Annotated in this window: 20 protein-coding genes; 12 read left to right on the top strand and 8 right to left on the bottom strand. The window is 38.7% G+C overall.

What is annotated here, in order from left to right; genetic code table 11:
• Positions 1–94 precede the first annotated feature (94 nt).
• Entirely contained in the window at positions 95–595 is a 501-nt protein-coding gene (locus F928_RS20850; protein WP_005079504.1) for a DUF2726 domain-containing protein, read from the top strand.
• A 147-nt stretch (positions 596–742) separates the two neighbouring features.
• Here F928_RS20850 and F928_RS20845 read toward each other — a convergent pair whose 3' ends face one another.
• Positions 743–1,096 (bottom strand): RidA family protein, encoded by a 354-nt coding sequence (locus tag F928_RS20845; RefSeq protein WP_002121652.1) that lies wholly within the window; start codon positions 1,094–1,096, stop codon positions 743–745.
• 193 nt (positions 1,097–1,289) lie between these two features.
• On the opposite strand from F928_RS20845, the gene F928_RS22285 reads away from it, so the two are divergent.
• Positions 1,290–1,406: a hypothetical protein gene (locus F928_RS22285; protein WP_002121660.1), complete on the top strand. Its 117-nt coding sequence runs from the start codon at positions 1,290–1,292 to the stop codon at positions 1,404–1,406.
• A 4-nt stretch (positions 1,407–1,410) separates the two neighbouring features.
• Here F928_RS22285 and dinB read toward each other — a convergent pair whose 3' ends face one another.
• The 4 genes from dinB to F928_RS20825 form a co-directional block, all read right to left on the bottom strand.
• On the bottom strand, positions 1,411–2,466 hold the full coding sequence (dinB, locus tag F928_RS20840) for a DNA polymerase IV (protein WP_005079502.1): 1,056 nt from the start codon (positions 2,464–2,466) through the stop codon (positions 1,411–1,413).
• A gap of 1 nt (position 2,467) precedes the next feature.
• Positions 2,468–3,226: a glycoside hydrolase family 25 protein gene (gene yegX, locus F928_RS20835; RefSeq protein ID WP_005079500.1), complete on the bottom strand. Its 759-nt coding sequence runs from the start codon at positions 3,224–3,226 to the stop codon at positions 2,468–2,470.
• Between the two features lie 76 nt (positions 3,227–3,302).
• Positions 3,303–4,694 carry a multidrug transporter subunit MdtD gene (gene mdtD, locus F928_RS20830; protein ID WP_005079499.1) on the bottom strand — a complete coding sequence of 464 codons (1,392 nt, stop codon included), beginning with the start codon at positions 4,692–4,694 and terminating at the stop codon, positions 3,303–3,305.
• 171 nt (positions 4,695–4,865) lie between these two features.
• Complete coding sequence (locus F928_RS20825; protein ID WP_002062375.1) at positions 4,866–5,489, bottom strand: LOG family protein; 624 nt, start codon at positions 5,487–5,489, stop codon at positions 4,866–4,868.
• 326 nt (positions 5,490–5,815) lie between these two features.
• On the opposite strand from F928_RS20825, the gene yoaE reads away from it, so the two are divergent.
• The 6 genes from yoaE (at position 5,816) to fadD (ending at position 14,386) form a co-directional block, all read left to right on the top strand.
• A complete protein-coding gene (gene yoaE, locus F928_RS20820) occupies positions 5,816–7,405 on the top strand; it encodes a TerC family protein (protein ID WP_002121643.1) in 1,590 nt (529 codons plus the stop codon).
• Between the two features lie 72 nt (positions 7,406–7,477).
• Positions 7,478–7,945 (top strand): YchJ family protein, encoded by a 468-nt coding sequence (locus F928_RS20815; RefSeq protein ID WP_005065674.1) that lies wholly within the window; start codon positions 7,478–7,480, stop codon positions 7,943–7,945.
• Positions 7,946–7,990: 45 nt separating this feature from the next.
• A complete protein-coding gene (locus F928_RS20810) occupies positions 7,991–8,635 on the top strand; it encodes a trimeric intracellular cation channel family protein (protein ID WP_002121256.1) in 645 nt (214 codons plus the stop codon).
• An 82-nt stretch (positions 8,636–8,717) separates the two neighbouring features.
• Entirely contained in the window at positions 8,718–10,037 is a 1,320-nt protein-coding gene (locus F928_RS20805; protein WP_002121171.1) for a niacin transporter NiaP, read from the top strand.
• Positions 10,038–10,189: 152 nt separating this feature from the next.
• Positions 10,190–12,409: a DNA topoisomerase IV subunit A gene (parC, locus tag F928_RS20800; RefSeq protein ID WP_005079495.1), complete on the top strand. Its 2,220-nt coding sequence runs from the start codon at positions 10,190–10,192 to the stop codon at positions 12,407–12,409.
• 297 nt (positions 12,410–12,706) lie between these two features.
• Positions 12,707–14,386 carry a long-chain-fatty-acid--CoA ligase gene (gene fadD / locus F928_RS20795; RefSeq protein WP_002121274.1) on the top strand — a complete coding sequence of 560 codons (1,680 nt, stop codon included), beginning with the start codon at positions 12,707–12,709 and terminating at the stop codon, positions 14,384–14,386.
• 40 nt (positions 14,387–14,426) lie between these two features.
• On the opposite strand, the gene F928_RS20790 is transcribed toward fadD, so the two are convergent.
• Positions 14,427–14,819: a hypothetical protein gene (locus F928_RS20790; RefSeq protein WP_002121260.1), complete on the bottom strand. Its 393-nt coding sequence runs from the start codon at positions 14,817–14,819 to the stop codon at positions 14,427–14,429.
• A gap of 106 nt (positions 14,820–14,925) precedes the next feature.
• On the opposite strand from F928_RS20790, the gene F928_RS20785 reads away from it, so the two are divergent.
• Positions 14,926–15,324 (top strand): MAPEG family protein, encoded by a 399-nt coding sequence (locus F928_RS20785; RefSeq protein WP_002121258.1) that lies wholly within the window; start codon positions 14,926–14,928, stop codon positions 15,322–15,324.
• Positions 15,325–15,451: 127 nt separating this feature from the next.
• Positions 15,452–15,976, top strand: coding sequence for an inorganic diphosphatase (ppa, locus tag F928_RS20780; RefSeq protein WP_002121243.1), 525 nt, complete (start codon positions 15,452–15,454; stop codon positions 15,974–15,976).
• A 106-nt stretch (positions 15,977–16,082) separates the two neighbouring features.
• Here ppa and oprD read toward each other — a convergent pair whose 3' ends face one another.
• Positions 16,083–17,369, bottom strand: a complete 1,287-nt coding sequence (gene oprD / locus F928_RS20775; protein ID WP_002121245.1) for an OprD family outer membrane porin — start codon at positions 17,367–17,369, stop codon at positions 16,083–16,085.
• A gap of 736 nt (positions 17,370–18,105) precedes the next feature.
• Here oprD and F928_RS20770 point away from each other — a divergent pair.
• Positions 18,106–18,294, top strand: coding sequence for a hypothetical protein (locus F928_RS20770; RefSeq protein WP_002121272.1), 189 nt, complete (start codon positions 18,106–18,108; stop codon positions 18,292–18,294).
• 38 nt (positions 18,295–18,332) lie between these two features.
• Positions 18,333–19,145 carry a TorF family putative porin gene (locus F928_RS20765; RefSeq protein WP_002121202.1) on the top strand — a complete coding sequence of 271 codons (813 nt, stop codon included), beginning with the start codon at positions 18,333–18,335 and terminating at the stop codon, positions 19,143–19,145.
• Between the two features lie 41 nt (positions 19,146–19,186).
• On the opposite strand, the gene F928_RS20760 is transcribed toward F928_RS20765, so the two are convergent.
• Positions 19,187–20,065, bottom strand: a complete 879-nt coding sequence (locus tag F928_RS20760) for a dihydrodipicolinate synthase family protein (RefSeq protein WP_002121240.1) — start codon at positions 20,063–20,065, stop codon at positions 19,187–19,189.
• Positions 20,066–20,071 lie beyond the last annotated feature (6 nt).

Below are 20,071 nucleotides of genomic sequence, written 5' to 3'. Positions count from 1 at the left end.
TAAGTGAACCTTTTAAAAAACGGCTGTGTCGTTATCAATTAAAACAAAGTGTGATCTAGCAAAATCATTATAAAAAACTTAAAGGATTAGGCCCATGTATTATTTAATCACGATCTTATTATTATTTCTGGTTGTTGTTATGGCAGTGAAAAGTCTGTCACGAAGGCATCAACATGATAGTGCTTTAAAGCGCCGTGCAGTGTTAACTAGCCATGAGCAAATGACCTTAACCAGACTACAAACTGTTTTGCCCAAATTTACCGTATTAGCGCATGTATCTTTTGATGCACTTTTAACTACAAAATACGCGCATACACGTCGTAAATATCAAAATATGTCAGCTGATTTTGTTGTGCTTGATCAAAATTATCAGGTAGTTGTAGTTGTTGTTCTAGGGGAAAACGGTTTACGCCGAGCGCATCAACAATATGAGCGTCGCCTATTACAATTGGCTGGCTATCGTGTGCTTCATTATAGCAGTGTGCCTGATTATCATGACTTAAGAAGAGACTTATTGAGTCCTGAATCAGAGTTAGCAACTTTGCATGCGACACCCCAGCTAGAAAGAATATCAAATGCTTTTGTGAAGCCTTAAAAATTCGACTTTAGCGGAATTGATCTGAGAGCTCATTTAAGAAGATTGGAATAAGATGCTGAAATTCAAAATTTTAAAATTACTAAAAAATTGAGCAATATTACCCAAGATATTGCTCAATTTTACATGAATTTATAATTATAAAAATTATGGAAGTACCGCAACAACCGTCATTTCTACAAGTACATCTGGTGCATAGAGTTTTGATTCTACACATGTACGTGCTGGTGGGTTCCCTTCGCTAATCCATGCATCCCAAACCGCATTCATTGCTGCATAATCTTTTTCAATATCTTTTAAAAAAATCATGACAGAAAGAATATGGGTTTTATCTGTTCCAGCTTCTGCCAATAGACGGTCAATATTATCTAAAGTTTGTTGAGTCTGCCCTGTGACATCTGCGCTTGTATCATCTGCGAGTTGCCCAGCTAGGTGTACCAAATTACCTGAAATCGCAACCTCGCAGTAGCGTGAAGTAACGTGTAAACGCTTTACCGTCATAAAAATGCTCTAAAGTGGTTTTATTTAATAGTTTTGATTTTATGAAGAGTTGCTAGGTCGGTGCAAGCGAGTAGAAAAGAATTTCAGTAGATTATTGTGAGGAAGGAATAACTAAGCCATGTATCAGAAGAGCCCTGCAATATTCGGATTTGGTCGTCACGCCAATCACAGGACGATATGCCGAAAGTAAAGGTTGCTTTGGCATGTTGCAAATACATGGGTAATGAATATGCGTGGATTAGGTTACTCTAAAGTTTCAGTAAAAGGGAGTCTATTTTGTTTAAAAGTTGCTCTTTTGAGTGAAAAGTAGTCAATTACCAGAGGTTAAGCTGGAAGTCATCAGCTTGGGTCTGTAACTGATAAACGCCTATACCAATCAAGCGAAACTGGAAATGTTCGGGAATCTGCATTTCATTTAATAATAAAAATAAAACTTGGACTAAGTCCTGTAGCGACTGGATCGGTCTTTTAAAGCTTTTACTATGTTGTAAAGTCTGAAAATTCTTAAGTTTAAGCTTAATATTGACACCACGTGCATTGAGCTGTTTTTTCTCTAGTGTTTGCCAGACTTTTTCAGCTAATCCCTGCCAATAGGGCTGACATTGAGCCAAAGTAAAATCACTGTCAAAAGTTGTCTCTTTCGAAATTTGTTGGCGAGCTCTTTCAGCTTGAACAGGTCTATGGTCAATGCCCTGAGCATATAGATAGAGTTGTTGTCCATATTTACCGAAGTGGTGAACCAAAATAGCTTCTTCAATTTTCTGTAAATCACCCAGCGTATGTAGCTGAAGCTGCTGCAATTTTTCCTGAGTGACTTTACCCACGCCTGGAATCTTTTTAAGCGGAAGGTCTTGAATAAAAGTAGCAACTTGCGAAGGTTTGATTACACATAAGCCATTAGGTTTGTTCCAGTCGGAAGCAATTTTTGCCAAAAACTTATTTGGTGCTACACCTGCTGAAGCGGTCAATCCGGTTAATCTAAAAATATCTTCCCGAATATGCATGGCAACTTCAGTTGCACTCGCAATCTGTTTTAGGTTTTCAGTGACATCTAAATAAGCTTCATCTAAAGATAAAGGCTCAATAAGTAGCGTATATTGCTGAAAGATCGAGTGAATTTGAGCGGAAACCGTACGGTATTTTTCAAAATTTGGTTCAATAATGACAACTTGAGGACATAGTTTTCTTGCCTGACTCATCGACATGGCAGAACGCAAACCAAATTCACGGGCACGGTAGGAGGCAGCCGCAATCACAGCTCGCGGATGATGTGAAGAAATAACGACGGGAAGATGCTTTAGATCAGGACGCTCTCGCAATTCGACCGATGCATAGAAGGCATCCATATCGATATGAATGATTTTGCGCATATTATTGTGCTTTCACGATGCCTTGCTGCTGTAAAAATTGATGCCATTCTTTGACTGAACCCTCATAAACATTTAAGTCTACTGGTTTTGTCATGCCTTCAATTTTACCTTGATTACTATGTTGCCAAAAGAGCCATTTTCTTTTGTCTTTCAGCTCAGGTTTTCCTTCGTAATCTCTAACCCAAAGCGGTGTATTAGGAAAACTTCCTATTAATACAATGTGGTAAAAAGTTTTGGAAATATAAAAGATGGGCTGTTTGCCATAGTGCTGTTTTAAGCGGTCATGCATGATGCCTATTTCTTTAAGTAATTGTTCTTTGGTGTGCGCATTAATACAGTTACCGTCATATTCTAGATCGATAACAGGAGGAAGGGCATCGGCTTTGTTGGGTACAGTCGCAATAAAGTTATCCGCTTGCGTTTTACCATCACGGCATAGACGATAAAAATGATAAGCACCTACATGAAACCCATGTTCACGTGCTTTGAGCCAGTTTTCCTGAAATTTTGAATCTTTGTAATCGCCGCCTTCAGTCGCTTTTAAATAGACGAATTGGAATTTTTCCGGTGATATTTTTTTCCAGTTAATATCACCTTGATGATGAGAAACATCGAACCCTTGCACCGGATAATCCTGCGCAACTGCTTTTTGTTGATAGAACAGACAAAAATAAGCTAAGACTCCCATAACACAAGCTAAGCCAATTCCGATTAGGGTATTGTGCCGTGATGTGAAAAAAGTTTTAGCCAGTTTGCTCATTCAAAACTCGTTAAAATTTGAAGTCGACATCATAGCGTGATTCGCGAGCGAGAAACCATGCTAAAAATGCAACCGCTTATACAGACGTATCCTTTGGAATTTGCCAGAAAATAAATGCAGTAATGACATTGATACAACCGAGGCAAATTAAAGTGACATGGAATGCTGTTGTCACGTGGTCTGCACCATAATAATGAGTAAAAATATTAATGAGGGTACCTGCTAGTGCAACACCAATACTCATTGATAGCATCATGATCATCGACAAGAAACTATTACCGCTACTCGCATCTTGTTGAGGCAAGTCTTTCAAGGTTAATGTATTCATGCCAACAAATTGCAGTGAATTTAATGTGCCAAATAAGAAAAAGTGTAAGGCTCTAAACCAAGTTGGAGTATCGACGGTCATGATTGCAAAAGAGGCAATACACAGCCCAACTAATGTTGTGTTGATGAGTAAAAAACGTCGATAGCCAATTTTTTGAATAATAGGCCTGACAATTGGCTTCGAAAATAATGAGCCCAAGACCAAGGGAATCATCATTAGACCTGCAATAAAGGGTTCAAAACCAAAAGCAACTTGTAGCATGAGTGGTAAAACAAAAGGCAAAGCATTACCACCAAAGCGAGCAAAGAAATTACCTAAAATACCAATCGCATAAATTTTGTTTCTAAAGAGTCGGCTACGAAATAATGCATTTTGATGAGTATGTGAATGGTAGGCATACCATAGTGTTGCGATTATTCCGACGACTAATAGCGAAATACTAAACCATTTTGAATATTCAGGTGAGGCTAGATGTTCGATCCCTAAGGACCATCCAATCATGGCCACGACTAATAAGATGAAGCCACCCAAATCAAATGTTTTGACCGAGGGTTCTTTTACATTCGGCATGACTTTTAAGGTCATTAATATACCTAGGATACCCATAGGAATATTGATGAGAAAAATCCAATGCCAAGTTGCAACTTCAACTAACCAGCCACCTAAAGTTGGGCCCGCCAAAGGCCCGAGTAAACCTGCAAGACTCATTAAGCTCATTGCAGCTAGGAACTGAGTTCGAGGAATAATTTTTAAAAGTGATAGTCGGCCAACAGGAAGTAGTAAGGCGCCGCCTATGCCTTGGATAACTCGGAAAAATAACAGCTGATTGAGACTCTGAGAAAGACCACAACCTAAAGAAGCCAGAGTAAAAATTACGATTGCCGACAAGAAAATATTTCTAACACCAAAGCGGTCTGCTAACCATCCACTTAGAGGAATACAGGCAGCAACCGATAATACATAGGCCACCACTACACTGTGCATGCGTAAAGGATCTTCATTGAGATGATGAGCCATCGCAGGAATAGCAGTATTTACAATGGTTGTGTCCAAGGCCTGCATAAAAAAGCCAATAGAAACCAAAAGAACGAGTAGTCGATATTCGGGTTGCAAAGCTTGGTGAGTCGGCGTGGCATTCATAACATTTGAAAATTAACGTTTTAGTCTAGTGTAAAACAAATTGAATTTAAAAGAAGTAAGCCAATGTTGAATACCCCTTTACTAAATCTAAGTTCTTTTGAAGATAGAGGTGAAAATAGTTAAAACAAAAAAAGCGGCAGAACCGCTTTTTTAAGTAGAGTAGGGGGACAACTAGACAACAAATCTTTTTGGCATTTTTAAGTTTTTAATGACGTTATAAATTTGATCAACATCATCACATACAATTAATTTAGCTCGGTGCTGAAGGGGAAGGAAACCTTCTTGAACTGCATGGTCTAATTGGGCAATAAGTGCGTTATAAAAGCCATTTACGTTATATAAAATCATTGGCTTTTGATGTTGGTTGAGTTGGCCCCAAGTGGCTATTTCCAATATTTCTTCAAATGTTCCTAAACCACCCGGCAACGCAATAAATGCACTTGCGCGCTCTGCCATCATGGCTTTACGTTCATGCATGGTTTCTACGACATGTAATTCAGTTAGGCCTGCATGTGCGACTTCATAATCAAGCATAAATTCAGGGATCACACCGACAGCTTCTCCGCCGTTTGCGAGAACGCTCTCAGCGACTTGTCCCATTAAACCGATACTAGCACCGCCATAGACTAATCCAAAGCCTTGTTCAGCGATTCCATGAGCGAGTTCAATTGCTTTTTCTCGGTAGATTGGGTTATTTCCTGCACGTGAACCACAATATAATGCAATAAGAGGTTGTTTTGTTTTTACAGCTGTTATTGGTGAATCATTTACTGCCATTGTTAATACGCTATTCATTGTTTTATTTTTACCTTATCACGTTCATATTTCTTGTCTACAGTAAGCAAAAGATATGACAACTTTATAAGCAGATTTATAAGAAAGATTCATGTTTTGTATGGGTTTGGTGAATGCTGGTTATGTACAAATAAAAATGATGAATTTATGTTAAATCTTGCCTATACTAAAAATTCGTTTAACAACATATGAACAAATATGGGTAGTGGTTGTAGTCGCTCCGTTTTAATTTCTTGTCTTAAAAAAACATTTTCCCCCCTTTGTATAGGCGCGCCTGTTGTGTTGCCAAATAAAGATAAAATCCAAACAACACAGGAGCAGGATCAATGATCTTTGAATGGATGTCTGATCCCTCTGCTTGGGTGGGTTTAGCAACTTTAATCGTTCTTGAAATTGTATTGGGGATCGATAACCTCGTTTTTATCGCGATTTTGGCTGAGAAATTGCCGCCAGAGCAACGAGCTAAAGCACGTATAGTTGGTTTGGTGCTCGCGTTAGGAATGCGCCTTGTACTCTTGGCCTCGATTGCTTGGGTCGTGACGCTGACTGAACCACTCTTCCATATTTTTGATCATCCATTCTCTGGTCGTGATTTGATTTTGTTATTCGGTGGTGTGTTCTTATTATTTAAAGGCACCATGGAATTGCATGAACGGATGGAAGGAAAACAACTTCATAAAGAAGATAATCCGGTTCATGCTGCATTCTGGATGGTCATTGTCCAGATTGTTGTGCTTGATGCTGTATTCTCGTTAGACAGTGTGATTACAGCTGTAGGTATGGTGAAAGAGCTGTCAGTCATGATGGTTGCGGTTGTGATTGCTGTCGGAATCATGTTGTGGGCATCAAAACCACTCATGGACTTCGTCAATAAACATCCAACAGTTGTCATTCTGTGTCTTGGCTTCTTGATGATGATCGGTTTCTCTTTGGTGGTGGAAGGCTTTGGTTTCCATATTCCGAAGGGCTATTTATATGCTGCAATTGGCTTCTCGGTTTTGGTAGAAGTTATCAATCAGAGCATGCGTCGCAATCAGGAAAAGCTAGTTACCACTACAGACTTACGTTATCGCACTGCCTCTGCGGTTTTACGTATGTTAGGCAGTAAAAATAGTAGTTCTTCAGATACTCAATCTTCTGATAAAGAAGATGTATTAGCGACACAAGCTTTTGCTGATGAAGTTTTTGACGAAGAAAATGGTGCTTATCACAGTGTGCTTGTACAAGGTGTGCTTGGTTTATCAGAGCGTCCTGTAAAATCTGTTATGACTCCACGTCCTGAACTTGAGTGGATTGACTTAGACGATGAACCTGAAGTTTTAAAAGAACGTTTAATGTCGATGACACATTCTCGTTTGATCGTTGCACGCGGTGAACTTGATAATATTGAGGGTATTGCGCTTACGCATAAAGTTTTAAATAACTTTATTGAGACAGGTGTAATTGATTTCCAAAAGCATCTACGTGAACCTGTGATTGTGCATGAAAATGCTCAAGTACTTATGGTGATGGAGCAATTACGCCAAGCACCTTTACAAATGGCGATCGTATTAAATGAATATGGTTCAATCGAAGGTATTGCAACACCAATTGATATTTTAGAAGCAATTGCTGGCGAATTCCCTGATGAAGATGAGTTAGACGCTGCTGCTGAAAGCTTGGCAGATGGTTCATTAATGCTTGAAGGTTCAACTGATATTCGCCATGTATCACTTTTATTAGGTCGTGATCTCGTTGACGAAAGTGAACAGTATTCAACTTTATCGGGCTACTTGTTATTCCATTTAGGCCGTTTACCGGAAAATGGTGAAGCTGTTGAGGCAGACGGTTATCGCTTTGAAGTGATTACGATGGAAGGTCATAAAATTGAGAAAGTTCATATTGTTTCTATCGAACAAGATGAATCAAAAGATTAAATGACGTTTTAAGTCTAGAAACATCATAAAATAGCTCAACTCTGAGCTATTTTTTTATTTGAGACACACCAAATGACCCAACAAACTTGTCCATGTGGAAAAGGCCGCTATATAGAATGTTGTGAGCCTTTACATTTAGGCACAGCCAAAGCACTAACGGCAGAGCAGCTTATGCGTTCACGTTATAGCGCTTTTGCATTACAGCAAATTGATTATATTGTGCAAACGACTGCTTTAGGTCAGCAAACAGCTCTTGATAAAGATGCTATCGCAGAGTGGAGCAAACAAAATCAATGGTTGGGTTTAGAGGTGGTTAACGCCAACGAAAAATTAGATAAAACTCATGCACAGGTTGAGTTCAAGGCTCATTATCATGATGGGCAAAAAGCTCAAATTCACCACGAGGTTTCACATTTTGTTTATCACCAGCAAAAATGGTTTTTCCTCGACCCAACGGTCGATATGCAGGTCACCATGAAACAACCTTGTATATGTGGTTCAGGAAAAAAATTTAAGCAATGCTGTGCACAATTTCTGTAAGTTTATCTTAAAATACGCCCACTGTTTGGCCTGAGGGAAAGGGCGATGTTACTCACCGTTATTTATATTATTGCGATTACTGCGGAAGCCATGACAGGAGCATTATCTGCTGGTCGACGGAGTATGGACTGGTTCGGTGTCGTACTGATTGCCTGTGTGACTGCTTTAGGTGGTGGTTCGGTGCGAGATGTATTGCTTGGTCACTATCCTTTAACTTGGGTAAAACATCCTGAATACTTAGTTCTGACCTGCTGTGCTGCATTTGTCACGATTATTATTGCCAAATGGATGCGTCATTTACATAACATCTTTTTGGTGCTCGATGCTTTAGGCTTGATTGGTTTTACGATCATTGGTTGCCAGATTGCCTTACAAATGGGACATGGTTTTGTCGTCTCAGCAGTAGCTGGAGTGTTGACTGGAGTATCTGGTGGTATTTTACGTGATATTTTATGTAACGATGTCCCGTTCGTTTTCCGCCGTGAACTCTATGCGAGTATCTCTTTTGTGGCAGTCATCTGTTACTGGGTTTGTCAGGATTTAGGATTAAGCCTAGAGTTAACCGTTATTTCAACTTTAATTTTTGGCTTTACCTTACGTCTGATTGCAATCTATTTTGGCTTAGAAATGCCTAAATTTATTTATAAAGATGATGATGCAGAATCGGCTTCTTCAACTGACGAACATTAATCATGCAGAATTCGATGTGAGCATGATATAACAATTAAATATATTGTCTTGCTCACTTATTTTTTCCAGTAGAGTTTTTCCTATGGATCTGGTTTCACGTATACAAAATCTTCCAATTGGCAAATTTCACTACACATTACTGTGGGTGGTTGGTTTAGGTTGGATGTTTGATGCGATGGACACCGGTATCATTGCTTTTATCATGACAACGCTTGTTAAAGACTGGGCATTAACGCCAGCAGAAAGCGGTTGGATTGTGAGTATTGGTTTTGTAGGGATGGCTATTGGAGCTGTTTGCTCAGGAGCTTTAGCAGACCGCTTTGGCCGAAAGACAATATTTGCAGTTACCATGGCCATCTATAGTATTGCGACTGCCTTATGTGCTTTTGCTCCAGATTTGAAGTGGTTATTAATTTTCCGTTTTATTGTTGGTCTTGGGCTTGGTGGACAGTTACCCGTTGCAGTGACATTGGTGAGTGAATATATACCTGCCCATGTACGTGGTCGTTTTATCGTCCTACTCGAAAGTTTTTGGGGTTTGGGCTGGTTAGTTGCTGCACTCATTTCTTATTTTATTATTCCTAAATTTGGTTGGCACATTGCATTTCTTATGGGTGGCCTCCCACTGATTTATATTTTAGTCATTTGGAAAAAACTCCCTGAATCGATACCTTATCTGATTAACCGTGGACGTGTTGAAGAAGCACATGCATTGGTTCAAAAATTAGAAGCTCAAGCAGGCGTTCAAATTGTTCACCACATTGAAGTCGTGCCTGTAGCCATGCGACAAAAAGTCTCTTTTAAACAACTTTGGAGTGGTCAATTCGCTCGCAGAAGCTTAATGCTTTGGCTCATCTGGTTTGGAATTGTGTATTCCTACTACGGTATATTTACGTGGCTGCCAAGTTTATTAGTGAAACAGGGCTATGACATCGTTAAATCTTTTGAATATGTTTTGCTTATGATTTTGGCGCAGCTACCAGGCTACTTGGCAGCGGCATGGTTTGTAGAGCGATTAGGTAGAAAAATTACGCTCGCTGCATTTATCGGTTTTTGTGCGTTGTCTGCATATTTCTTTGGACAAGCCGATAGTGTAAATAGCATTATGTTTTGGGGTTGTCTCATGTCCTTCTTTAATTTGGGTGCATGGGGAGTGTTATATACCTATACACCAGAGCAATATCCAGCCAACATTCGGGCTTTTGGTTCGGGCTGGGCATCGGCAATGGGCCGTTTAGGTGGAATTTTGGCGCCGATAGTCGTCACTCATATGATGGTTTCCAAAAATGGGTTTAGCCATGTTTTTATGATGTTTACTATTGTTTTACTTTTGGTTGCAGCTGTAATTTTAATATTAGGTGAAGAAACCCAAGGTAAAAGACTAGAGTCGATAGGCCTCTAGTTTTGCCTAACTTTATAGCAAGTAACTAAAAATATAGAGAGATGAGACATAATTTGACGCTCAGGTGACAGAGTCCCTCTTGTGTCTGTAACATAGCCCACTTAGCATAAGACTCACTTAAAATAACGACTGATTTGGAAGATAAGCTGACTATGACCAGCCTTGCGCATCAAGCGACAGAAAACCGCTCTGTAGCCGAATTTACTGAACAGGCTTACCTGAATTATGCCATGTACGTCATTATGGACCGTGCATTGCCACATATCAGTGATGGCTTAAAACCTGTACAGCGCCGTATTGTCTACGCCATGAGCGAGTTGGGCTTAAAAAGCAGTGGTAAGCCAAAAAAATCGGCCCGTACTGTAGGTGACGTACTAGGTAAATATCATCCGCATGGTGATTCGGCATGTTATGAAGCCATGGTGTTGATGGCTCAGCCGTTTAGTTATCGCTATCCTTTGATTGAAGGTCAAGGGAACTGGGGTTCACCAGATGATCCTAAATCGTTTGCTGCGATGCGTTATACCGAGGCAAAACTTTCTGCCTACAGTGAGTTATTACTAAGTGAGTTAGGACAAGGCACGAGTGAATGGCAAGATAACTTTGATGGTTCATTAAAAGAACCGATTACTTTGCCAGCACGAGTTCCTAATATTCTGCTGAATGGTACAACTGGTATTGCGGTTGGTATGGCGACTGATATTCCGCCACATAATTTGCGTGAAGTGATTAAAGGAACAATTGCCTTAATTCGTAATCCGCAAACATCAGACGAGAAATTGGCTGAATATATTCCAGCGCCAGATTTACCAACCAAAGCTGAAATTATTACTCCGCCTGAAGAATTACTCAAAATCCAGACGACTGGACGTGGTAGTTACCGCATGCGAGCGGTTTATACCATCGAAAAAAATGAAATCGTGATTACCGAATTGCCGTATCAAGTATCGGGTTCTAAGGTGATCACTCAAATTGCCGACCAAATGCAGGCCAAAAAGCTACCATTAGTGGTGGATGTGCGTGACGAGTCGGATCATGAAAACCCAACACGACTCGTGATTGTACTTCGTTCTAACCGTATTGATGCTGAAGCGGTGATGAGCCACTTATTTGCTACTACCGATTTAGAATCAAGCTACCGCGTTAATTTAAACATGATTGGTGAGGATGGTCGTCCTCAGGTTAAGTCGATTCGACGTATCTTGCTTGAGTGGATTGAGATCCGTAAAAAAACGGTTACTCGCCGTTTGGAATATCATTTAAACCGAATTGAAAAACGCCTGCATATTTTGGCAGGCCTTTTAATTGCTTATCTCGATATTGATACGGTTATCCGTATTATTCGTGAAGAAGATCAGCCTAAACCTGTATTGATGGACCATTTCAAAATTGATGAGATACAAGCAGAAGCAATTTTAGAACTCAAGTTACGCCATTTAGCAAAACTTGAAGAGATGGAAATCCGTCAAGAACAGGATGAGCTCTCAGCAAAAGCAGCGATTATTCGTGAGCAATTAGAAAACCCAGAATCTTTAAAAAACCTGATTATTGGCGAATTAAAAGAAGACGCGAAAAAGTTTGGTGACGAACGCCGTTCTCCAATTGTTGCACGTGCTGAAGCTGTTCAAATTAGAGAACAAGATTTAATGCCGGCTGAAGCAGTAACAGTGGTTTTATCTGAAGCGGGATGGATTCGTGCTGCAAAAGGTGCAGATGTTGATGCAGAGAATTTAAACTATCGTGCTGGTGACCAATATTTAAGTCATGCGGTGGGTAAAACCAATCAACGAATTTATTTCCTTGATGAGACAGGGCGTAGTTATGCCTTGCCTATTAGCAGTCTGCCATCAGCAAGAGGCTTAGGTGAGCCATTAAGTTCGAAGCTTGCTCCTGCAAGTGGAGTCGCGTTTATTCAGGTCTATTTAGATGATGAGGAGTCAGAACTTATTGCTGCTAGCTCATCAGGTTATGGTTTTAAAACTCAAGTCAAACAGTTAGATACTAATGCTAAGGCAGGAAAAAGCTTCTTGTCGGTACCTGAAAAGTCAAAAGCGCTACCGTTAATATCTGCCCAAAACATGACACATTTGGCTGTACTCAGCTCAGCAGGTCGACTCCTGATTATTGATTTGTCAGAACTGCCAAATTTAAATAAGGGTAAAGGTAATAAGTTGATACAACTTGAAGCGAAAGAGCAGATTTTATCCATGACAACCCTGAACTTAGATGAAATAATTCAGGTGGTTGCAGGTCAACAACATCTAAAATTAAAAGGTGATGATCTACAGAAATACATGGGTAAACGAGCTTCAAAAGGGCACCTCTTACCACGTGGATATCAAAAAGCAAATAAACTGTTGATTCAGAGATAAAGCTAGCGTCGGGCAACATAAATACGCTATATATGGCAATAAGTTCAAGCAATGAACTGAACTTATTGGTATTGGATAATGATTAAAAGGACAGCAATTTGGAGTACGCAATTTGTACTCCATGCAAAAAATTTGACAGGGTCAAATTGTCAAAACTTCTGTCTCATAATCTTGTTCGAAAGTGTCATGAATGTGCCAATAAGTTTTAAATATGTTCTGGCACCAAGAAGCTAAAGAATAGCTGGGGCATTGAATAACAGTTATTACTAAGGATTACGAATCGGAGATAATGGCATTATGGAAAAGATTTGGTTTGCAGAATACCAAAAAACAGGGATTCCAGAAACAGTAGCATTGCCTGCGGAAAATACCTCTCTTGTTGATATTTTTGAGAGTAATTTCCAAAAATTTGGTTCTCGTGATGCCTTTATCTTTATGGATAAAGCGATGTCATTTAACGAGTTGGAACTTGCAAGCCGTAAGTTCGCGACCTATTTGCAAAATTTGGGGTTAGCAAAGGGAACTCGTGTGGCAGTGATGATGCCAAACGTATTGCAATATCCTGTAGTTGCATTAGCTGTGTTACGTGCAGGCTTAGTATTAGTGAATGTAAACCCACTTTATACTGCGCGTGAGCTTGAGCATCAATTAAATGACTCGGGTTCAGAAGTACTCGTGATTATCGAAAACTTTGCCAGTGTTTACCAAAGCATTTTAGGTAAAACTCCTGTGAAGCATGTTGTAGTTGCGACAGTAGGAGATATGCTTGGTACGCTTAAAGGTACATTAGTAAATTTTGTATTACGTAAAGTACGTAAGCAAATTCCTGCTTGGAATATTCCAGGGTACGTTAAATTTAATACAGCATTAAATAAAGTAAGTCCGAGTAATTATAAGCGTCCAAATTTAACTTTAAGTGATACTGCCGTGCTTCAATATACGGGTGGTACTACAGGTGTTTCAAAAGGTGCGGAATTAACACATCTTAATTTGGTTGCCAACCTTTTACAGTGTGATGGTATCTTCCAAAGTAAATTTGGTGCAAATGATGGTGCTAAAGGCGACCGTATTGTTTGCGCATTACCGCTTTATCATATTTTTGCGTTCATGGTTTGCGCGATGTACGGTATGTATAAAGGTCAGGCAAATATCTTGATTCCAAACCCACGTGATTTACCAGCGGTAATTAATGAATTACGTAAATATCAGCCATCATTCTTCCCGGCAGTAAATACATTATTTAATGCTTTAGTAAACAATGAAGAATTTAAACAACTTGACCATAGCAATCTAAAAATGGCGATGGGCGGTGGTATGGCAGTTCTACCTTCTACAGCAGAAGCGTGGAAGAAAATTACTGGTACAACCATTATTGAAGGTTATGGTTTGTCTGAGACTTCTCCGGTAGCGACTGCAAACCCTCCTGCATCTACTGAATTTAGCGGCACAATTGGTATTCCATTACCTTTAACAGAAGTTGCTATTTTAGATGATGACGGCAAAGAAGTTGCCTTAGGTGAGCAAGGTGAAATCTCTATTCGTGGTCCTCAAGTCATGAAAGGCTATTGGAAGCGTCCTGATGAGACTGCGAAAGTCATGACTGCAGACGGTTTCTTCCGTACGGGTGATATCGGTGTTATGGATAGCCGTGGATATACTAAAATTGTAGACCGTAAAAAAGATATGATTTTGGTTTCTGGCTTTAACGTTTATCCAAGCGAAATCGAAGAAGTTATTGCTAAACATCCAAAAGTATTGGAAGTTGCAGCAATTGGTGTTCCTGATGAAAAATCAGGTGAAGTGCCAAAACTCTTTATCGTGAAAAAAGACCAAAGCTTAACGACCGAAGAAATTTTGAACTTTGCTAAAGAAAACTTAACAGGTTATAAACGCCCTCGTTATGTTGAGTTTATGGATGAATTACCTAAATCAAACGTAGGCAAAATCTTACGTAAAGACTTACGTAAGCCAGCCTAAAAAGTTAATAAAAAAGCGCCTTAGGGCGCTTTTTTTGTTTTTACATTTTGTTGTGGCTCTTCATAAACCAGCGGTCTATGTAAGGACGACCAATTCCTACCATCCCAACAAAAACTAGCATTGTGCCCAATTGCAAACGCAAATGAGTTAAATCGAGCTGACCATAACTTAAATAATTATCTGCTAGGCAATATAGGGTAATCACAATTAACCAATGCCATAAAGGAAGCCGTTTAATACCGACTGCAATAAAAGTAATTGTTAAAATAATAAAGGTGCCCAGTGTCGATTGCCAATTTAGATTTGCACAAATCACACTCAATAAAAAAGCGACAATAGGAAATACGATTTTTAATATACGGTCTACCTGAAGTTGATTTTGTTTTTGCTTCTCTAAGACTTCAAACAATTCTTTTTGATCAGGTTGTTGCATACATGGCCCTATTAATCAGTGATGACAAGTGATTGCATAAAATTTCAGGTAAAAACGCAATGTTATGATAGCATGATCAACAGTATTTTCAGTGATGGATGGCACTATGCAGGGCATCAGCGGCATTATCTATATTATTTTAGTGGCATGTTTGCTGCCATACGCATTTACCGTAATTGCAAAATTTACAGGTGGTTTTCAGCCCGTCGATAATCAAAACCCAAGAGCTTTTTTGGCTAAAACAACAGGCCTTGCTGCTCGCGCTAATGCCGTACAACAAAATAGCTTTGAAAGCCTACCTTTATTCTTAACTGCTATTTTAATGGCTGAATATATGGTTGTTCCGGAATATTTTATTCTGAGATTAGGTTGGGCATATATTATTTTAAGAGTTATTTATGGTATTTGCTATTTAAGTAATTGGGCAACTTTGCGCTCGATTGTTTGGTTCTTATCTATATTGTGTCCAATCTTCTTACTTGTGGTCACGATTAAACTGACTTGAGTGTCATTCTGTCATCATTCATATCAACTTTCGCGTGTGCCCATTGTATAATCGGCATCATTTTGATGATATCCACGCTATAATCGAGTGGATTTTACATCTGACTTCATAACGAAAGAGTATTGATATGAGTTACAGCAATATCCCAGCAGGTAAAGATGCGCCAAATGACATCTATGTCATTATTGAAATTCCTGCAAATGCAGCACCAATTAAATATGAAATCGATAAAGATTCTGATGCATTGTTCGTAGACCGTTTCATGGGTACAGCAATGTTCTATCCAGCGAACTATGGTTATGTTCCAAATACTTTGTCTGAAGATGGCGACCCATTAGACGTACTTGTTGTAACTCCTCATCCTGTTGCTGCTGGTTCAGTCATTCGTTGCCGTCCAGTGGGCAAATTAAATATGGAAGATGACGGTGGTATTGATGCGAAATTAATCGCTGTTCCACACGAAAAATTATCTCCACTTTATAAAGACGTGAAGGAATATACAGATCTTCCTCCGTTATTGATTAGCCAAGTTGAGCATTTCTTCAGTCACTATAAAGATTTAGAACCAGGTAAGTGGGTAAAAATCAGTGGTTGGGAAGGTGCTGATGTTGCTAAAGCCGAAGTATTAAAAGCAATTGAAGCTGCTAAATAAGCTTTAATTTATAAGCTCAGAATGTCTCAATTGATATTTTGAGCTTAATAAAAAACCTACATCTGTTACCAGACGTAGGTTTTTTTATGCTTAATAGATTTGTGAATTAGAATAATTTCACAGGAATATCAAGGAATAAACGCCATTCATTGGTATCACCAATGTACGCACCTTGGTATGAGTCGCTTGCACGATAATACGAGTTACGGATACGGAGGCTTGCATCTTTAGCGAAACCACTTTGAACTGTGTATTTCACTTGGTTAAAGAACTCACGTTCTTGAGCATCATCAGTTACATTTTTAACTTTGATGTCCCAACCATATACAAATGCAGTTGTCCAGTTTAGACCAGGTAATACACCTAATTTACCAAAATCGAGACTGTACTGGATTTGTGCAGATTTTTCATCATTACCGATGAAGTCAGACATGTAAGAGTTTGGCAAATAGATACTTTGGAAGCCGTCAGCATTTTGACCATAGTCATAACCAACATTACCGCTGTTTTGTTGGTAAGCAACCATGATGTTATGTGGGCCCGTATTATAAGCCGTAGAGATAGCCCAAATGTTATTTTGACGATTAGATAGATCATCAGTAGTTTGAGAATAAGTAAAAGCACCTTCATCAAACTTAGTATGATAACCGCTGAAATCATATGTTAATGAACTGTCATTCGCCAATGGCTGTTTAAAGTTCACATTTACATAATGGCGATCAAGCTTATTCTTGCTGTCTAAACCATAGTAAGATGCATTTAAATTATCATCAAACTTGTATTTAGCACCCCACACAATTGCACGATCAAGACCCTTACCATTTACGTCAGCATCGGTATTGATTTGATCAGACATTTGGTTTTTAGTAAATTTACCAGCAACAACTTCAAGATTCTTGATTTCATGGCTAGTTAATAAAGTACCTGTAAAATATTCAGGAACCATACGTCCAGTATTACTTGCAAGAACAGGTAGGTCGAGTACTTGAGTACCGTAACGTACTGTTGTATTCGAGAAACGTGCTTTAACGCTACCACCACCACGAGCCCAGTGATCATAAGCGGAGCCATCATTATGTAATGGGATCATTTGGTTACCGGCATTTTTATTTTCACCGATCTTAAATGAACCATCACCCACAGCGCCAACACCGAAACCAATAATACCAGGGGTAAAGCCAGAATCAATACTTACAATTGCTGATTGAGCAAATGAGCTAGTATCTTTTGCGCCCTGTTTTTTGTCACGGTTGATGTAACCTGTACGGAAGAGAATAGAACCGTTCGCATCTTCAACAAATCCTTTTGCCTCACTTTGCTCGCTTGCCTGAGCTGAGGAAATTATTGCCGCAGAAATGAGAACTGCTAATGTAAGTTTTTGTGCTTTTAGCATATTTAAAGAACCTCATAAAAACGATAAATCCTGTGCCTTGTTATTGTTCAGGGCCTAGGATTTCCATCAATTGTATAAGTAATCTGTAAAAAAGATATATTTTTGTTCATTTTATTTTATATATGCTATGCAGGATTTGATTAATGTGGTAGGGGTTGTTTAATAAATTTATAATTCGTCTTTTATACTTAATCTATTGTTTAAAATAAAAAAAGTAATTTAATTTTTAGTGGATTTTTACCATTTATTTTGTATTTAAAGTTCAAAAAATAGTTGATTCTTGTGTTCATTTTTTACTCTTTTTTGTTGGATATGTTTACTTTTTAATCTTGTTTTAAGTTTCTTTTTTCATCACTTTTATTTTTATACCCTTTAAATTGTTACTATATAACGTTATTTTAAAAATGGAATGTACAAAAATAGATCACTACAGGCGGATAACAAAATATGTTTAGATTGATCAAATTTAGTGCAATAAATTGCTTGTATTTTGTGCACTACTCTTTTTATCCATATTATTGCTTAAAAAAGACCCAAAATAGTACATCTACTTTAAACAAGTAATAAATAAACAAATCCAATGAGTAGAAATGCGCAATCACAGATCATTACAAGCATTGTCTTCCAGAAATTTACATACTTTTTATATCTCGCCTCTAAGATTAAATAGAAAATTTATGTGCAACAAATGAATACTTCACGCCTCGCTCATTAATTTCCGATAAGGGGTTTTCGTATGTTTAGTATTTTTTATCGCATAAGAATTTTATTTTATCGCTATGTTTTTTATGGATATATTTTTATAAAAATTACCCAGAAATTTTATAATAAAGTGAGTTTGATCTCAAAATTAATGAAGAGAACTGATAGCAAATTCGTACTTGGCACAGCAATTGCTAAAGCTCAAGTAACACAATTTGTTTAATTCCTATAAATCGTGCGTTCATTGTGGGGGAGATCAAAATGATGAAATTTGCACTTAAGGCAGTAACTCTTGGTATCTTTGCAGCAGGGTCAACTATGGCTATGGCTGAAGATGCTCCATCTTTTTATGGAATCACGGCAACAGGTAGTGTGGCAGCGACCACAGACTACCGTTTCCGTGGTGTTACCCAATCGTCAAATAACCCAGCTATTCAAGGTGGGTTCACCTTTTCTCATAAGTCAGGTGCTTATGTTGCGCTTTGGGGGTCAAGCGTAGACTTTAATACACCTGGCGTTTCAACTGAAACCGATATCTCTTTAGGTTATACAAATACATTAAAATTGTCTGATACGCTTGCACCAACGTATGATGTGGGTGTAATTCATTATGGCTATATTGGTTCTGACTCAAAATTTACTAACCCATACAATGGTGATACTGGCTTCGACTTCACCGAATTTTACGGAAAATTAACGTTTGCAGACTCTTTGTTTAAAGGTGATGCACTTAGTGTGGGCGTAAGCTATTCAGATGATTACTGGGGCCACTCTGATGAGTTCTGGTATTTCAACGTTGGTTATTCAGCACCAATTGCAGATACAGGATTTACTGGACTTGCTTCAGTTGGTTATAACAAACTCAAAAACAAAGATTCTTTACTTGTAGTTGCAGGTGGGCCAGGTGAAGACGATAGCTATATCGATTATAAAGTTGGCGTCAACTATAACATTTTAGGTATTGTTGCTGAGCTAGATGTTGTTGGTACAGACATTAGTACTTCTGGTATGACTGATGCTCAGAAAAAACCTTATGACACAGGTTTAGTGTTTAGTTTAACTAAAACATTCTAAGTTTGAGTTTTAAAAAAGCGGGTGAGTAACCCGCTTTTTTATTAGTTTTCTATTTCAGAAAATAGCTGTTTTAACTGGTTAAGCTCAATATCCGTAGCTTTAGATAATGGCTTGCGTGGTAAGCCCGCAGAGACACCTTTTAGTTGTAAACCAGCTTTAATCGTTTTAGGTAAACCACCATTTACAATAAAGCGTAGTAGAGGAAGTTGCTGATAAAATGAATTTTGGGCGTGTTCCAATTCACCATTTTTCACATGTTCAATAAGCTGTTGAGGTCGCTGACCTAACAGGTTCGGTGCTGCTGTACACCAACCGCTTGCTCCCGCACATAAAGCTTCTAAAGCTAGAGGGTTACACCCGTTATAAAAAGGGAGTTCTCCTTTTGATAGCTCATAAATTTTATGCATGCGCTGAATATCACCGCTACTTTCTTTCACCATCGTAATATTTGCAATGCTATTAAACATACGCACAATTAACTCTGGAGACATATCAACACCGCTAGTCGCGGGGTTGTTATAAATCATAATTGGTAGAGTAGTTTCTTTGGCAATTGCTTGATAATATTCAAAAACCTCTTGGTCTGTTAGCTTCCAATAAGATATAGGAATCACCATAAGTGCATCTGCACCATAGCTTTGCGCGACTTGGGCTTTTTTAATGGCTTGATCAGTCGTGAGTTCTGAAATTCCAATAATGACAGGCACGCGTTTATTAATACTTTCAATTGAAGTTTTTGCGACTAAGCACCATTCATCCCATTCAAGATAAGCGCTTTCGCCTGTACTGCCTAAAGGCGCAATCGCGTCGCAACCGTTTTCAATAAGCAAATCCAGCATCTGTTTTAAAACAGGAAGATTAATGGTGTTGTCATCAGAAAATGGGGTAACAGGGTAGCCAATAATGCCGTTTAGTTTCATGGTGGA

This window comes from Acinetobacter pittii ATCC 19004 = CIP 70.29 (assembly GCF_000369045.1).
Lineage (GTDB): Bacteria > Pseudomonadota > Gammaproteobacteria > Pseudomonadales > Moraxellaceae > Acinetobacter > Acinetobacter pittii.
The sequence above is the reverse complement of the archived record's forward strand: the minus strand, read 5'-3'. Positions and strand labels throughout refer to the sequence as shown.

Bases quoted from the DNA above. Each gene is read 5' to 3' on its own strand.
- F928_RS20850 (WP_005079504.1), top strand. From the start codon at position 95: ATGTATTATTTAATCACGATCTTATTATTATTTCTGGTTGTTGTTATG.
- F928_RS20815 (WP_005065674.1), top strand. From the start codon at position 7,478: ATGACCCAACAAACTTGTCCATGTGGAAAAGGCCGCTATATAGAATGT.
- mdtD (WP_005079499.1), bottom strand. From the start codon at position 4,694: ATGAATGCCACGCCGACTCACCAAGCTTTGCAACCCGAATATCGACTA.
- F928_RS20785 (WP_002121258.1), top strand. From the start codon at position 14,926: ATGCAGGGCATCAGCGGCATTATCTATATTATTTTAGTGGCATGTTTG.
- F928_RS20825 (WP_002062375.1), bottom strand. From the start codon at position 5,489: ATGAATAGCGTATTAACAATGGCAGTAAATGATTCACCAATAACAGCT.
- F928_RS20760 (WP_002121240.1), bottom strand. From the start codon at position 20,065: ATGAAACTAAACGGCATTATTGGCTACCCTGTTACCCCATTTTCTGAT.
- parC (WP_005079495.1), top strand. From the start codon at position 10,190: ATGACCAGCCTTGCGCATCAAGCGACAGAAAACCGCTCTGTAGCCGAA.
- F928_RS20805 (WP_002121171.1), top strand. From the start codon at position 8,718: ATGGATCTGGTTTCACGTATACAAAATCTTCCAATTGGCAAATTTCAC.
- dinB (WP_005079502.1), bottom strand. From the start codon at position 2,466: ATGCGCAAAATCATTCATATCGATATGGATGCCTTCTATGCATCGGTC.
- F928_RS20790 (WP_002121260.1), bottom strand. From the start codon at position 14,819: ATGCAACAACCTGATCAAAAAGAATTGTTTGAAGTCTTAGAGAAGCAA.
- yoaE (WP_002121643.1), top strand. From the start codon at position 5,816: ATGATCTTTGAATGGATGTCTGATCCCTCTGCTTGGGTGGGTTTAGCA.
- F928_RS20810 (WP_002121256.1), top strand. From the start codon at position 7,991: ATGTTACTCACCGTTATTTATATTATTGCGATTACTGCGGAAGCCATG.
- F928_RS20845 (WP_002121652.1), bottom strand. From the start codon at position 1,096: ATGACGGTAAAGCGTTTACACGTTACTTCACGCTACTGCGAGGTTGCG.
- oprD (WP_002121245.1), bottom strand. From the start codon at position 17,369: ATGCTAAAAGCACAAAAACTTACATTAGCAGTTCTCATTTCTGCGGCA.
- F928_RS20770 (WP_002121272.1), top strand. From the start codon at position 18,106: ATGTTTAGTATTTTTTATCGCATAAGAATTTTATTTTATCGCTATGTT.
- ppa (WP_002121243.1), top strand. From the start codon at position 15,452: ATGAGTTACAGCAATATCCCAGCAGGTAAAGATGCGCCAAATGACATC.
- fadD (WP_002121274.1), top strand. From the start codon at position 12,707: ATGGAAAAGATTTGGTTTGCAGAATACCAAAAAACAGGGATTCCAGAA.
- yegX (WP_005079500.1), bottom strand. From the start codon at position 3,226: ATGAGCAAACTGGCTAAAACTTTTTTCACATCACGGCACAATACCCTA.
- F928_RS20765 (WP_002121202.1), top strand. From the start codon at position 18,333: ATGATGAAATTTGCACTTAAGGCAGTAACTCTTGGTATCTTTGCAGCA.